The organism is Agromyces hippuratus (assembly GCF_013410355.1).
Taxonomy (GTDB): domain Bacteria; phylum Actinomycetota; class Actinomycetes; order Actinomycetales; family Microbacteriaceae; genus Agromyces; species Agromyces hippuratus.
Genome location: NZ_JACCFI010000001.1, coordinates 3,193,403 through 3,206,273, shown reverse-complemented (window position 1 = coordinate 3,206,273; position 12,871 = coordinate 3,193,403). Strand labels below are relative to the sequence as shown.

14 protein-coding genes and 1 tRNA gene are annotated in these 12,871 nt (G+C 69.9%); 5 read left to right on the top strand and 10 right to left on the bottom strand.

Annotated elements, in window-relative coordinates; genetic code table 11:
• Positions 1–2: 2 nt before the first annotated feature.
• Together BJY17_RS14990 and BJY17_RS14985 are read right to left on the bottom strand one after the other, a co-directional pair.
• On the bottom strand, positions 3–1,199 hold the full coding sequence (locus BJY17_RS14990; protein ID WP_179552067.1) for an acyl-CoA dehydrogenase family protein: 1,197 nt from the start codon (positions 1,197–1,199) through the stop codon (positions 3–5).
• Positions 1,196–2,389, bottom strand: coding sequence for a CaiB/BaiF CoA transferase family protein (locus tag BJY17_RS14985; protein ID WP_179552066.1), 1,194 nt, complete (start codon positions 2,387–2,389; stop codon positions 1,196–1,198). Before BJY17_RS14985 ends, BJY17_RS14990 begins: the two co-directional genes overlap by 4 nt.
• Positions 2,390–2,563: 174 nt before the next feature.
• Between BJY17_RS14985 and BJY17_RS14980 the strand changes: the two genes are divergently transcribed.
• The 3 genes from BJY17_RS14980 (at position 2,564) to BJY17_RS14970 (ending at position 5,501) form a co-directional block, all read left to right on the top strand.
• Complete coding sequence (locus BJY17_RS14980; protein WP_179552065.1) at positions 2,564–3,334, top strand: FadR/GntR family transcriptional regulator; 771 nt, start codon at positions 2,564–2,566, stop codon at positions 3,332–3,334.
• Positions 3,315–4,040 (top strand): cache domain-containing protein, encoded by a 726-nt coding sequence (locus BJY17_RS14975; RefSeq protein WP_179552064.1) that lies wholly within the window; start codon positions 3,315–3,317, stop codon positions 4,038–4,040. The genes BJY17_RS14980 and BJY17_RS14975 overlap by 20 nt, the downstream gene beginning before the upstream one ends.
• Positions 4,041–4,136: 96 nt before the next feature.
• Positions 4,137–5,501 carry an NAD-dependent succinate-semialdehyde dehydrogenase gene (locus BJY17_RS14970; protein WP_179552063.1) on the top strand — a complete coding sequence of 455 codons (1,365 nt, stop codon included), beginning with the start codon at positions 4,137–4,139 and terminating at the stop codon, positions 5,499–5,501.
• 66 nt (positions 5,502–5,567) lie between these two features.
• Here BJY17_RS14970 and BJY17_RS14965 read toward each other — a convergent pair whose 3' ends face one another.
• Positions 5,568–7,151, bottom strand: a complete 1,584-nt coding sequence (locus BJY17_RS14965) for an amidohydrolase (protein WP_179552062.1) — start codon at positions 7,149–7,151, stop codon at positions 5,568–5,570.
• Positions 7,152–7,205: 54 nt separating this feature from the next.
• Positions 7,206–7,562 (bottom strand): iron chaperone, encoded by a 357-nt coding sequence (locus BJY17_RS14960; RefSeq protein ID WP_179552061.1) that lies wholly within the window; start codon positions 7,560–7,562, stop codon positions 7,206–7,208.
• Between the two features lie 181 nt (positions 7,563–7,743).
• Between BJY17_RS14960 and BJY17_RS14955 the strand changes: the two genes are divergently transcribed.
• On the top strand, positions 7,744–9,264 hold the full coding sequence (locus tag BJY17_RS14955) for an APC family permease (RefSeq protein WP_179552060.1): 1,521 nt from the start codon (positions 7,744–7,746) through the stop codon (positions 9,262–9,264).
• Positions 9,265–9,371: 107 nt separating this feature from the next.
• Here the strand turns inward: BJY17_RS14955 and BJY17_RS14950 are convergent, their stop codons facing one another.
• Positions 9,372–9,599, bottom strand: coding sequence for a hypothetical protein (locus BJY17_RS14950; RefSeq protein ID WP_179552059.1), 228 nt, complete (start codon positions 9,597–9,599; stop codon positions 9,372–9,374).
• A gap of 83 nt (positions 9,600–9,682) precedes the next feature.
• On the opposite strand from BJY17_RS14950, the gene BJY17_RS14945 reads away from it, so the two are divergent.
• On the top strand, positions 9,683–9,952 hold the full coding sequence (locus BJY17_RS14945) for an acylphosphatase (RefSeq protein WP_179552058.1): 270 nt from the start codon (positions 9,683–9,685) through the stop codon (positions 9,950–9,952).
• 96 nt (positions 9,953–10,048) lie between these two features.
• Here the strand turns inward: BJY17_RS14945 and rplA are convergent, their stop codons facing one another.
• From rplA to BJY17_RS14920, 5 genes are all read right to left on the bottom strand, one after another.
• Entirely contained in the window at positions 10,049–10,738 is a 690-nt protein-coding gene (gene rplA, locus BJY17_RS14940; RefSeq protein ID WP_179552057.1) for a 50S ribosomal protein L1, read from the bottom strand.
• A gap of 147 nt (positions 10,739–10,885) precedes the next feature.
• Positions 10,886–11,314 carry a 50S ribosomal protein L11 gene (rplK, locus tag BJY17_RS14935; protein ID WP_022891467.1) on the bottom strand — a complete coding sequence of 143 codons (429 nt, stop codon included), beginning with the start codon at positions 11,312–11,314 and terminating at the stop codon, positions 10,886–10,888.
• 162 nt (positions 11,315–11,476) lie between these two features.
• A complete protein-coding gene (nusG, locus tag BJY17_RS14930; protein WP_074260907.1) occupies positions 11,477–12,403 on the bottom strand; it encodes a transcription termination/antitermination protein NusG in 927 nt (308 codons plus the stop codon).
• 64 nt (positions 12,404–12,467) lie between these two features.
• Entirely contained in the window at positions 12,468–12,743 is a 276-nt protein-coding gene (gene secE, locus BJY17_RS14925) for a preprotein translocase subunit SecE (RefSeq protein WP_179552056.1), read from the bottom strand.
• A gap of 40 nt (positions 12,744–12,783) precedes the next feature.
• A tRNA-Trp gene (locus tag BJY17_RS14920) sits at positions 12,784–12,856 on the bottom strand.
• Between the last annotated feature and the right edge of the window lie 15 nt (positions 12,857–12,871).

The following is a 12,871-nucleotide window of genomic DNA, read 5'->3' as shown; positions in this document are numbered from 1 at the left end:
GATCAGAACGCGTTCAGCCCGGTGAGCTCGCGCCCCAGGATCAACTGGTGGATCTCGTCGGTGCCCTCGTAGGTGCGCACGGACTCGAGGTTCGCCGCGTGGCGCATGACGGGCCAGGCGTTGGTGATGCCGTCTCCGGCGAGGATCGCCCGCGCCTCGTGCGCGATCGTGAGCGCCTCGCGCACGCTGTTGAGCTTGCCGACCGAGATCTGCGCGGGCGTGAGGGTGCCGCGCTCCTTCAGCCTCCCGAGGTGCAGGGCGAGGAGGATCCCCTTCTCGACCTCGAGGAACATGTCGGCGAGCTTCGCCTGGATGAGCTGGTTCGCGCCGATCGGCTTGCCGAACACCTCGCGGGAGGTCGACCGCTCGATGGCCGCCTCGAGGCACGAGCGGGCCGCCCCCATCGCGCCCCACACGATGCCGTAGCGCGCTTCGTTCAGGCAGCCGAACGGGCCGGAGAGCCCCTTCGCGCCCGGCAGGATCGCGTCGCCGTCGACGCGCACGCCGTCGAGTGCGATGTCGCACTGAACCGAGGCGCGCATCGAGAGCTTGCCGTCGATCGGCGTCGCCGTGAAGCCCGGCGTCGAGGTCGGCACGAGGAACCCGCGAACCGCGCGCCCGCCGTCGCCGCCGCCGAACTCGGGGTCGTCGACCTTCGCCCAGACCACGGCGACGTCGGCGAGCGAGGCGAGGCCGATCCAGCGCTTGGCGCCGTCGAGCACCCAGCCGTCGCCGTCGCGGCGCGCGGTCGTCGTCATGCCCGCGGGGTCCGAGCCGCCCTGCGGCTCGGTGAGCGCGAAGCATCCGATGAGGTCGCCGGCGGCCATGCCCGGCAGCCACTGCTGCTTCTGCTCCTCGGAGCCGTACTTGTGGATCGCGCTCATCGCGAGCGAGCCCTGCACCGAGACGAAGGTGCGCCAGCCGCTGTCGGCGGCCTCGAGCTCGAGGCACACGAGGCCGTACGAGACGGCGCCCGCCCCGGCGCATCCGTAGCCCTGCAGGTGCATGCCGAGGAAGCCGGCGTCACCGAGCTCCTTCACGAACTCACGGCGGAAGTGCTTGGCCTCGAAATCCTCCTCGATGACCGGCAGCAGGCGGTCCTGCGCGAAGGCGCGGGCCTTCTGCTGCCACTCGCGCTCCTCGGAGCTGAGCAGGGAGTCGAGGTCGAACACGGCGTCGATCGAGGGTGCGGTGGTCATCGGTGCGGTCCTTTCGCGGGGGTCTGGTGCCAGTCGGCGCCGCCGTGCTCGTCGAGCGTCGGCGGCGGAGTGCGGTACGCGGCGGGGCTCGCCGAGAGGCCGATCGGGTTCGCGACCGTGCGGCTCGTGAACGCACCGGCGGCGATCTCGGCGACGGGCTCGAGGCCGAGCGCCTCGCCGAAGGCGATCGCCTCGGCGACGTCGTTCACGAGACCGGCCGGCACGCCGGCCGAGCTCAGCACCTCGACCCAGTGCCCAGCGGATGCCGCGGCCAGCCGCTCCTCGATCGCCGCCGTGAGCTCGACGCGATGCGCGACGCGGTCGACGTTGCCCGCGAACCGCGGGTCGTCGGCCAGCGCGGGAACGCCGAGCACCGCGGCGAGCGCCCGGAACTGCTTGTCGTTGCCGACGGCGATCACGAGCTCGCGATCGGCCGCGTGGAACACGGCGTAGGGCGCGATGCTCGGGTGCGCGTTGCCGAGCCGCCGCGGCGGCGTCCCCGTGGCGAGCGTGGAGGCCGCCTGGTTCGTGAGGGCGGAGAGCAGTCCCTGCAGGAGGTTGACCTCGACGCGCTGCCCGAGCCCGGTGCGGTCGCGATCGCGCAGGGCGAGCAGGATGCCGGCGACGGCGTTCTGCCCGGTGAGCACGTCGACGAGGGCGACGCCGGCCTTCGCGGGCTCGCCGTCGGCCGCACCGGTGATCGACATGAGCCCGCCGACGGCCTGCACGAGCAGGTCGTAGCCCGCGAGCGCGGCGCCCTCCCCTGCTCCGAAGCCCGTGATCGAGCAGTAGACGACGCCGGGGTTCGACTCTCGCACCTCGTCGTAGGAGAGCCCGAAGCGGTCCATCACGCCCGGCCGGAAGTTCTCGATGACGACGTCGGCCGTGGCCGCCAGCCGCTGCGCCTCGGCGAGGCCCGCGGCATCCGTCAGGTCGAGCGCGACCGAGCGCTTGTTGCGGTTGACGCTGCCGAAGTAGGTGGCCTGGCCGCTCGCGTCGACGGGCGGGCGCCAGTGCCGGGTGTCGTCGCCGGCCGGTGACTCGATCTTCACGACGTCGGCGCCGAAGTCGGCGAGCAGCATCGTGGCGTACGGGCCGGCGAGCACGCGTGAGAAGTCGGCGACGCGCACGCCCGCGAGCACACCCGCGGACTCCCCCGCAGGCTCTTCGTCGGCCCGTCGCTCGCGCATCCCATCCGCCTTCGCATGTCGGCGGCCCAGCGGCCGCTCAATCATCCTATATCGCTTCTTTTCGTGCCGCTCGCCCCGTCCCGACCGACGCCGACGCCGTTCCGAGGATCGTCGCAGCATCGCCTGACAAGCCGTGGTGAGATTCCGGGCGAGTCGCTCGACTAGCCTGAACGCATGGAATCGAGGGTGGGGCCGGGCGCGCGCGAAGCCGTGTTCGCCCAGCTCGCCGACACGGGCCGCGCCGAACAGGTCGCGCAGCGCCTCACCGACGGCATCGTGCTCGGGGTGCTCGGCGCCGGCGAACGCCTGCCGAGCGAGCCCGAGCTCGCCCGCCGCTTCGGCGTCGCGCTCATCACCGTGCGCGAGGGCCTCGGCATCCTGCGCGAGGCCGGGCTCGTCGAGACCCGTCGCGGGCGAGAGGGCGGCAGCTTCGTCGTCGCCGACGACGCCGACCACCGTTCGCTCATCACCGCGCGCCTGCGCGGCCTCGCCCAGGTCGAGCTCAGCGACATGGCGGTGTATTTCGGTGCGATCCTCGCCGGCATCGCCGAGCGCGCCGCCGAGCGCGCGTCCGCCGGCGATGCCGAGCGTCTCGCGGCGTGGCTCGCCGCGGCCGACTTCGGCACCGCGGCATCCGCTCGCACGAACCAGGGCGGCTTCTTCCTCGAGGTCGCCGTGCTCAGCCAGTCGGCCCGGCTCGTGCGCGAGCAGATCCGGCTGCAGGCCGAGTTCGGTCCCCTCCTGCTGCTCGGCCTCGACGACGACGGGCAGCGAGCGGATGCCTCGGCGCACGACCGCCGCATCGTCCGCGCCGTCGCGGCGCACCGCCCGGCGGAGGCCCGCGAGTCCGCAGGCGACCTCGTGCGCGGCCTCTCGGTGCCGCTCCTCGCGGCGAAGGCCAGGATCGAGCGGGGAGGTGCGCTCGATGAGCCGGTCAGCGCGTGACGTCGCCGCCTCGGTCGGCTCGGTGTTCGCGAGCGTCTTCGACCAGCTCGCCGCATGGCGCACCCCGGTCGAGCAGCTCATCGACGGCGCGCCCGAAGTGCGCCCGGCCGCGCTCGACGCCCTCGTCGCCGAGCTCGTGCTCCCCCGCCTCACCGACTCGGAACCGCTGCTCGTCGGCGCCGGGTTCATCGCCGACGGCGAGATCGTGCGCGGACGGGACGTGCACTTCGCGTGGTGGCTCGGGCCGCTCGACGCGAACCCCGTGCTCGGCTCGACGACCGAGCCGACGCGCCTGGACCTCACGACCCGCGGGTACACCGAGTACCTGCGCGACTTCCGCGCCCTCGAGTGGTATCGCATCCCCGCGACGACCCGGCACGCGCACGTGACCGGACCCTATGTCGACCACCTCTGCACCTGCGACTACATCCTGACGATGACGATGCCGGTGCACGCGGACGACTCGCGCATGGTCGGCGTCATCGGCGCCGACGTCTCGGTGCGCCGACTCGAGCGCGAGCTGCTCGCCGCGTTCCTCGACGTGCCCGCACCGCTCGCCCTCGTGAACGACGAGGGCCGCGTCGTGCTCTCGACCGAGCCGTCCCTGCAGGTGGGGCAGCTGGCCGACCTCGCCGGCTCCGGCGAGCCCTGCCCCGGCACGCCGCTGCGAGTACTCGTCGACCCCGCGTCATCCGGGTCGATCTGAATCATCCGCTGATATATCTTTGAAGTCGAGCGTATGCACGGCGGCAGACGAGCTCTGGCGTGTGTGCAGTGTGTGCACCCCGAGAAGGAGAAACCCATGCCCTATGCCGTGACCAACCCCGCCACCGGCGAGACGGTCGAGTCCTACGACACCATCACCGACGAGGGCCTGCAGGCCGCCATCGCCGCGGCCACCGAGGCGCACCGCACCTGGTCGAAGAACACCACGGTCGCCGAGCGCGCCGCCCTCGTGCGTCGCGTCGCCGAACTGCACAACGAGCGCGCCCAGGAGCTCGGCGAGATCATCGTGCGCGAGATGGGCAAGCCGATCGAGCAGGCCGTCGGCGAGGTCGAGTTCTCGGCCGCGATCTACGAGTACTACGCCGACAACGCCGAGTCGCTGCTCGCCGACGAGAAGATCGACCTGCTGGCCGGTGAGGGTTCGGCCCTCATCCGCCGCTCGTCGCTCGGCCCGCTCCTCGGCATCATGCCGTGGAACTTCCCGTACTACCAGGTCGCCCGCTTCGCCGGCCCGAACCTCATCATCGGCAACACGATCCTGCTCAAGCACGCCGAGCAGTGCCCCGAGTCGGCCGCCGCGATCGAGCAGATCTTCCTCGACGCCGGCTTCCCGGTCGGCGCCTACGTCAACATCTACGCCTCGCACGAGCAGATCGAGACCGTCATCGCCGACCCGCGTGTGCAGGGCATCTCGCTCACCGGTTCCGAGCGGGCCGGCGCGATCGTCGCCGAGATCGCCGGTCGCCACCTGAAGAAGGTCGTGCTCGAGCTCGGCGGCTCCGACCCCTTCATCCTGCTCTCGACCGACGACCTCGACGCCACGGTCGGCGCCGCCGTCTTCGCCCGCGTCGACAACAACGGCCAGGCCTGCAACGCGGCCAAGCGGTTCATCGTCGTCGAAGACCTCTACGAGCCGTTCCTCGAGAAGTTCACCGCGGCGATGAGCGAGGTCGAGCAGGGCGACCCCGCCCAGGCCGGCACCGCACTCGGCCCGCTGTCGTCGGCCAAGGCCGCCGAGGGCCTCGCCGAGCAGGTCGAGCGGGCCGTCGCACAGGGCGCAACGCTCCACCACGGCGGCGCGCGCGACGGCAACTACTACTCGGCCACGATCCTCACCGACGTGCAGCCCGGCTCCGACGCCTTCCACGAGGAGTTCTTCGGCCCGGTCGCGCAGGTCTTCAAGGTCGCCGACGAAGCCGCGGCGGTCGAGCTCGCGAACAACACCCCGTTCGGCCTCGGCTCCTACGTCTTCACGACGGACTCCGAGCAGGCCCTCCGCGTCGCCGACAAGATCGAGGCCGGCATGGTCTTCGTGAACCTGGTCGGCGCCGACGGCGCAGAGCTGCCCTTCGGCGGCGTCAAGCGCTCGGGCTCGGGCCGCGAGCTCGGCCGCTTCGGCGCCGACGAGTTCGTCAACAAGAAGATGATCCGCATCGGCTGATCACCGCGAACGCGCACTGAACGGATGCCCCGGGGCCCTGGCCCCGGGGCATCCGTCGTCTGAGCCTCAGCGCTGGAAGCGCACCTCGCCGCCGACCACCGTGGTGGCGACCTGCAGGTCGCGGAGCTCGGTCGGCTCCACCTCGAACGGGTCCCGCTCGAGCGCGACGAAGTCCGCGAGCCTGCCGACGGCGAGCGTTCCCTGCCGGTGGTCGCGGTGGGCGGCGTAGGCGCTGCCCGCAGAATGGGCCGCGAGGGCCTCGGCGACGGTCACTCGCTGCTCGGGTTCCCAGCCTCCGGCCGGCTCCCCTGCGGCGTTCTCCCGAGTGACGGCGGCGTGCACCGCGTGCATCGGATTCGGGCTCTCCACCGGGGCATCCGAGCCGAAGGCCACGTGCGCACCGGAATCGGCGAGGGCACGCCACGCGTAGTTCGCGAGGTCGCGTCCGGCGAGCAGGGTCGACGCGAGCGCGATGTCCGAGGTGCAGTGCGTCGGTTGCAGGGACGGGATCACGCCGAGCTCCGCGAATCGGGGAAGGTCGTCCCAGCGGATGTGCTGGGCGTGCTCGATGCGATGCCTGAGGCCTGCGGCGCGACTGAGCTCGACGATCTCGGCGTAGGCGTTCAGCACGAGATGGTTCGCCTCGTCGCCGATCGCGTGCGTGGCGACCGCGATGCCCGCGCGGGCCGCCGTGCGCACGAGCTCGCGCAGCCGGGCGTACGGGATCACCTCGATGCCGCGATTGCCGGACTCCCCGACGAACGCCTCGCCCATGTGCGAGGTGTGCGAGCCGAGCGCGCCGTCGGAGAAGAGCTTGACCGGGCCGGTCTGGAACCAGTCGTCGCCCTGGCCCGTGTACCGGCCCTCGGCGATCGCCGCATCGAGGTGGACGGCGGGGATGGCCTTGTGGACGCGGAGCCTCAGGCGACCGCTCCGATGCAGCTCGAGGTAGGCGGCGCGGGCGTCTTCGCCGTCGATGTCGTGCACGCCCGTGAGACCGACGGCGAGCAGGTGCTCCTGCTCGACCGCGAGCTGTTCGACGAGGTCGGCGACCGACGGCGCGCCGATCACGGCATCGAGCGGGCGCTGCGCCTCCTCTCGGAGGATGCCGGTGGGCTCGCCCCGCGCATCCCGCACGATCTCGCCTCCGACCGGATCGGGCGTCGCCGCCGTGATCCCGGCTGCGGCGAGGGCGAAGCTGTTGGCCCAGACGGTGTGCCCGTCGATGCTCGGAAGCACGACTGGTCGGTCGGGGCAGATGCGGTCGAGGCTGTGGCGATCGGGCTGCACGGGCACGGCCCACGTGTTGGAGTCCCAGCTGCCCCAAAAGATGCCGCGACCCCCCGGCAGGCCCGCCGCATGGGACCGGATCGCCGCCAGCGCCTCGTCGAGGCTTCGGACGCCCCGCAGATCGAGCTGTCCTCGCTCGCCGGCGAGCAGTGCGGTGTGGATGTGCGCATCGATGAACCCCGGCACGACCGCGAGACCGCCGAGATCGACCTCGATCGTGCCCGGGCCGGCGAGTGCGCCGACCTCGGGGTCTTCGCCGATCGCCACGATCTCGCCATCGACGGCGAGCAGCGCCTCGGCGGGCTTCTTCTCGCCGGTCAGCGTGTGGATGCGGGCATTGCGGAAGAGCTTCGACGGCAACGGCGTTCCTCGGGTCGGGGGCGGATCGCGCAGTGCGCGCGGAGAACGAGACGGCTAGCGCTTCTTCTTCTCGTCGATCTCGTCGCGGCGCAGCAGGATGATGCGGTCGACGAGCGAGTCGGGCAGCGGATGCTCGGGGGTGAACCGGATCGTCCCCTTCGCCCACGAGTACCCGTCGAGCTCCGACGAGATCGCCTCGATCACGGGAGGGCTGTACGGATAGAGCCCGATGTGGGCCTTCGCCTTCATGATGCTGAGCAGCGGCGAATCGCGATACCGCAGTGCCGGCATGCCGTAGCTCACCCCCTCGACCGCATCGGGCACGAGCGAGACCGCCCTGGCCCTGATGCGTTCGATGATGTCGCGCTCGGGCTCCTCGAGACCGGCGATGTAGTCGCTGACTTCCCCCATGGCGGCCATGCTACGCCGAGCGGATGCCGCGGCATCCGCTCACTCGCGAATCCGCGCCGCAATAAATCATCCGGAACTATAGCTTTACGACCGGATGTCTGGCTATGCTGGCGCGACACCACGACGATGTGGTGTCGCCGGTTGGGGGCGGCCGGCGCAGCGATGACAGTGGAAGGCAGTGATGTCTGAAGATCGCGGGCCCGCAGCGGGCCTCTCCGACGGCGAACACCTGAGCGTGCTCGGCTACGAGGACACGTTCAATCGATCCATGAGCCTCTGGGCGAACTTCGCCCTCGGCTTCACCTACCTCTCGCCCCTCGTCGGCGTCTACTCGCTCTTCGCAGTGGCGCTCTCGATCGGCGGCCCGCCCTCGATCTGGTGGATCGTGATCGTCGGCGCCGGCCAGTTGCTGGTCTCGTTCGTGTTCGGCGAGGTCGTCTCGCAGTACCCGATCCACGGCGGCATCTACCCCTGGGCCCGACGCCTCTGGGGCCGGCGCTACGCCTGGATGGCGGCGTGGGTCTACATCTGGGCGATGATCGTGACCATCACCGCGGTCGCCGAATTCGGCTCGGGGTTCGCGGCGAGCCTGTTCGGCATCGAGATCACGAATGCGTCGACGCTGTGGATCACGCTCGCGTTCCTCCTCATCGCCCTCGCCATCAACTTCACCGGCACGAAGTGGCTCGCCCGCGTGGCTCGCATCGGCCTCGCGGCCGAGCTCATCGGTGTCATCGGCCTCGGCCTCTACCTGCTGATCTTCCAGCGCAAGCAGGAGTTCAGCGTCTTCTTCGACACCATGGGCGTCGAGGGCGACGGCAGCTACACGGCGGCCTTCATGGGCGCCGCCCTCGCCGGCCTCTTCCTCTTCTACGGCTTCGAGGCCTGCGGCGACGTCGCCGAAGAGGTCGCGAACCCCGCGCGTCGCATCCCCAAGGCCATGATGATGACGATCCTCGTCGGCGGCGTCTCCGCGCTCTTCTCGTTCGGCGGCTACGTGCTCGCGGCGCCCGACCTCGCGTCGATCGTCAACGGTGAGGACGCGGACCCCATCCCCGGCATCCTCGAGGCGACCCTCGGGCCGGTGGGCGCGAAGCTGTTCCTCGTGATCGCGATCACGGCGTTCCTCTCGTGCGTGCTGAGCCTGCAGGCCGCGGCAAGCCGCCTGTTGTTCTCCTTCGCCCGCGACGGCATGATCCCGGGCCACCGCTGGCTCTCGAAGGTCTCGCCGACCACGAAGGTGCCGACGAACGCCCTCATCGTGGCGTGCACCGTGCCCGCGCTCATCGCCGTGCTCATCTGGGCGAACAACGACCTCCTGGTGCCGGTCACCTCCTTCGCGGTGCTCGGCATCTACGTCGCGTTCCAGATGGTCGTGCTGGCCTCGCTCCGGCAGCGCCTCAAGGGCTGGCGGCCTGCCGGTCCGTTCTCGCTCGGCTCGTGGGGGTTCCTCGTGAACGTCCTCGCGCTCGCCTACGGCGTCTTCGCGATGGTGCTGCTCTCGCTGCCGGGTTCGACGGGCGACTTCCTCACCGACTACGTCGTGCTGATCGGCCTCGGTGTCGTCGTCGTGACGGGCCTCGCCTACCTGTTCATCGCACGCCCCGACCGCAAGTCGGATGCCCCGTCGGGTGACGCGATCGCCGTCGCCGACGAGATCCGCCTGCGCACCGGCGCGACGAGCGTGGTCGACGTGCACTGACGACGTCACGCTCCATCCGGCGGCGGGCAGGCGAGCGGAGGCTCCCCTGCCCGCCGCTCGGATGCCCGGGCTCGCTCACCGGCGCCGGCATGACCGGAGCACGACGCTCACGGCGACCATTCGAAGCCGTGGTGCCGATCCCCGTCGTCCTCCGCGTCGCGGTCCTCCGGTTGATGCCGTTCGTGGCGCACGAGCAGCCAGACGACGACGCCCGCCAACACGACCGTGAAGGCGACGAGCCCCCATGCGCCGAGACGCGCCAGCCAGATGCCGACGCCGATCGCGACGACGACGACCCCGCCGCCGGCGATGACGGCCGTCATCCGCTCGCTCATGACTGGATGCTACCGCCGCTGCCGACGCGGCGGTGCGTTCGAACGCCTTCCGGCGGCGCGCAGCGGAGGCCTACGCTGGTCGGGTGATCCGCCGACACGTCATCGTGCACGGCTCCGTGCAGGGCGTCGGGTTCCGTTACTCGGCCGCCCTCGAAGCTCGGCGCCTGGGCGTCGCCGGCTGGGCGCGCAACCGCCCCGAGGGCACGGTCGAACTCGAGATCGAGGGCGCTGAGGCATCCGTCGACGCGATGCTCGACTGGCTCACGACCGGCCCGCAGGGCGCGGTCGTCGAGCGCACGGATGTCTCGGCGCGCGAGCCGGACGGCGAGAGCGGGTTCGGCATCACCGGGTGAGCAGGTCGCCTCCAGAACGACCTCGAGCAAGTCGCCCGAGAACGACGAAGGGCCCGCCGGCGAACCGGCGAGCCCTTCGTGCAGTCTGCGGTGAGACTAGATGGCGTTGACGTCCAGCGGGATGCCGGGGCCGAACGTGGTCGACACGGCGCCCTTCTGGATGTAGCGGCCCTTCGAGCTCGACGGCTTCAGACGCAGGACCTCTTCGAGAGCCGCCTTGGCGTTCTCTTCGAGCTGCTCCTGCGAGAACGAGGCCTTGCCGACGACGAAGTGCACGTTGGCGTGCTTGTCGACGCGGAACTCGATCTTGCCGCCCTTGATGTCGGAGACGGCCTGGCCGACGTTCGGCGTGACGGTGCCGGTCTTCGGGTTGGGCATGAGGCCACGCGGGCCGAGCACCTTGCCGAGACGGCCGACCTGGCCCATGAGCTCGGGGGTCGAGACCGCCGAGTCGAACGCGGTGTAGCCACCGGCGACCTTCTCGATGAGCTCGGCGCCGCCGACCTCGTCAGCGCCGGCTGCGATTGCGGCTTCGGCAGCAGGGCCGGTCGCGAACACGATGACGCGAGCGGTCTTGCCGGTGCCGTGCGGGAGGATGACGGTGCCGCGCACCATCTGGTCGGCCTTGCGGGGGTCGACGCCGAGCTTCAGCGCGACCTCGACGGTCGAGTCGAACTTCGCGGAGCCGGTCTCCTTCGCGAGGGCCACTGCCTCGGTGGGGGTGTAGAACTTGCCGTCTTCGATCTTGTCGGCCGCGGCGCGGTAGGCCTTGGACTTCTTTGCCATGTTGCTTCTCCTTGAGAGAGTGTGGTCATCTGCGCCTGGCGGGCGCTGCCACTGAATGCTGAGTTCTGGTGAACGGATGCCGCGTGGCATCCGTCGGTCTCGGGGTCTCGATGCGCGCTTCGCGCTCCTCGACCGACGAGAGGGGGCCTATTCGACCGTGATGCCCATCGAGCGAGCGGTGCCAGCGATGATCTTCGACGCTGCGTCGAGGTCGTTCGCGTTGAGGTCGACCATCTTCGACTCGGCGATCTCGCGCACCTGTGCCTGGGTCAGCTTGCCGACCTTGGTGGTGTGGGGAACGCCGGAGCCCTTTGCGACGCCGGCAGCCTTCTTGATGAGCTCTGCGGCGGGCGGGGTCTTCAGGATGAAGGTGAACGAACGGTCTTCGTAGACCGTGATCTCAACGGGGATGACGTTGCCGCGCTGGGCTTCGGTCGCCGCGTTGTAGGCCTTGCAGAACTCCATGATGTTCACGCCGTGCTGACCCAGGGCCGGGCCGATGGGCGGGGCCGGGTTCGCGGCGCCGGCCTTGATCTGAAGCTTGATCAGACCGGTGACCTTCTTCTTCGGTGCCATGATTTCTCTCTTTCTGTTCGAACGCCCCGTTCGCCGGGGCACTCTCCCGCAACCCGGCCGTTCCGGGATGCGGTGATCTGTTGTGCTTGAAACAAGCGCGTGCCTGACGCAGCACAACCCTCCGATTGTACCGGAGGGCCGCTGCGTGCTGTCTGGGAGGTGTTAGAGCTTGGTGACCTGGTCGAAGCTGAGCTCGACCGGGGTCTCGCGCTCGAACAGCGAGACGAGCACGATGAGCTTGCCGCTCTCGGGCTTGATCTCGCTGATCGTGCCGGGCAGGCCCGCGAACGAGCCGTCCTTGATCGTGATGGTCTCGCCGACCTCGAAGTCGACCTCGGCGGGGATCGCGCGGGCGGCACCGGTTGCGGCGCCGGCCTTCGCACCCTTGACGGGGGCGACGTCCTTGATCTCGACGAGGCTCTTCAGCATGCCGAAGGCCTCTTCGAAGCGGAGGGGGGTCGGGTTGTGCGCGTTGCCGACGAAGCCGGTGACACCGGGCGTGTGGCGGATGACCGACCACGAGTCCTCGTTGAGGTCCATGCGCACGAGCACGTAGCCGGGGATGCGGACGCGCGTGACCATCTTGCGCTGGCCGTTCTTGATCTCGACGACGTCTTCCATCGGCACTTCGACCTGGTAGATGTAGTCGGCCATGGCCATGGACTCGCGGCGCTGCTCGATGTTCGCCTTCACGCGGCGCTCGAAGCCCGCGTACGAGTGGATGACGTACCACTTGCCGGGGAGGAAGCGGAGCTCGGCGCGGAACTCCGCGTACGGGTCTGCCTGCTCTTCGTCTTCTTCGATGACGGCTTCGACGGCGGCCTCGGCCTCTTCGACCGAGTCGATGTCGAGTGCGTCGTCGACCACGGCGTCGGCCTCGGGGTCGCTCGACTCGGCGATCGCGTCGAGAACGGCGTCGAGGTCGACCTCGTTGCCCTCGTCGTCGACGACGTGCACGGCACGCTGTTCGGCCGGCTCGACCGACTCCTCTTCGTGCTCGAGGGTGTTGCCCGTCTGCGCCTCGTCGTCTTCGGCCGACTGCTCGGCAGCCGTGGCCCAGTCGACGTCGTCGCGCTCAGTCCTTGACACTTCTCTCAATCCTTTTCTCCGGTGCGCCAGCGGCGAACCGGATCCGTCGAACCCGAAGGTCCGATCAGACCCCCGGTGTTCCGAAGACGTACAGCACCAGCCAGCCGAACACCTGATCGAACGCCCACACGATCGCCATCATGATGATGACGAACACGAGCACCACAGCCGTGAAGCTGACGAGCTCCTTGCGGGTCGGCGTGACGACCTTCTTCAGCTCGGCGATGACCTGCCGGATGAACAGGGCGACGCGCGAAAAGGGGTTCCGACGCGCGGCGCGATCGCGCTTCGCGTTGGCGACGACGTCTTCACTCGGTTCGTCGATTACTTTTCGTGCCACCTCGTACACCTTTCGTGGGCCGGCAATCACTGCCGGCTCGCAGGGCGGACAGGACTCGAACCTGCAACCTGCGGTTTTGGAGACCGCTGCTCTACCAATTGAGCCACCGCCCTATGGAACGACCGGGT

What these genes read in the sequence shown, in the direction of transcription:
- BJY17_RS14990 (WP_179552067.1), bottom strand. Translation starts at nt 1,199, where the DNA reads ATGACCACCGCACCCTCGATCGACGCCGTGTTCGACCTCGACTCCCTG.
- BJY17_RS14985 (WP_179552066.1), bottom strand. Translation starts at nt 2,389, where the DNA reads ATGCGCGAGCGACGGGCCGACGAAGAGCCTGCGGGGGAGTCCGCGGGT.
- BJY17_RS14980 (WP_179552065.1), top strand. Translation starts at nt 2,564, where the DNA reads ATGGAATCGAGGGTGGGGCCGGGCGCGCGCGAAGCCGTGTTCGCCCAG.
- BJY17_RS14975 (WP_179552064.1), top strand. Translation starts at nt 3,315, where the DNA reads ATGAGCCGGTCAGCGCGTGACGTCGCCGCCTCGGTCGGCTCGGTGTTC.
- BJY17_RS14970 (WP_179552063.1), top strand. Translation starts at nt 4,137, where the DNA reads ATGCCCTATGCCGTGACCAACCCCGCCACCGGCGAGACGGTCGAGTCC.
- BJY17_RS14960 (WP_179552061.1), bottom strand. Translation starts at nt 7,562, where the DNA reads ATGGGGGAAGTCAGCGACTACATCGCCGGTCTCGAGGAGCCCGAGCGC.
- BJY17_RS14955 (WP_179552060.1), top strand. Translation starts at nt 7,744, where the DNA reads ATGTCTGAAGATCGCGGGCCCGCAGCGGGCCTCTCCGACGGCGAACAC.
- BJY17_RS14950 (WP_179552059.1), bottom strand. Translation starts at nt 9,599, where the DNA reads ATGAGCGAGCGGATGACGGCCGTCATCGCCGGCGGCGGGGTCGTCGTC.
- rplA (WP_179552057.1), bottom strand. Translation starts at nt 10,738, where the DNA reads ATGGCAAAGAAGTCCAAGGCCTACCGCGCCGCGGCCGACAAGATCGAA.
- rplK (WP_022891467.1), bottom strand. Translation starts at nt 11,314, where the DNA reads ATGGCACCGAAGAAGAAGGTCACCGGTCTGATCAAGCTTCAGATCAAG.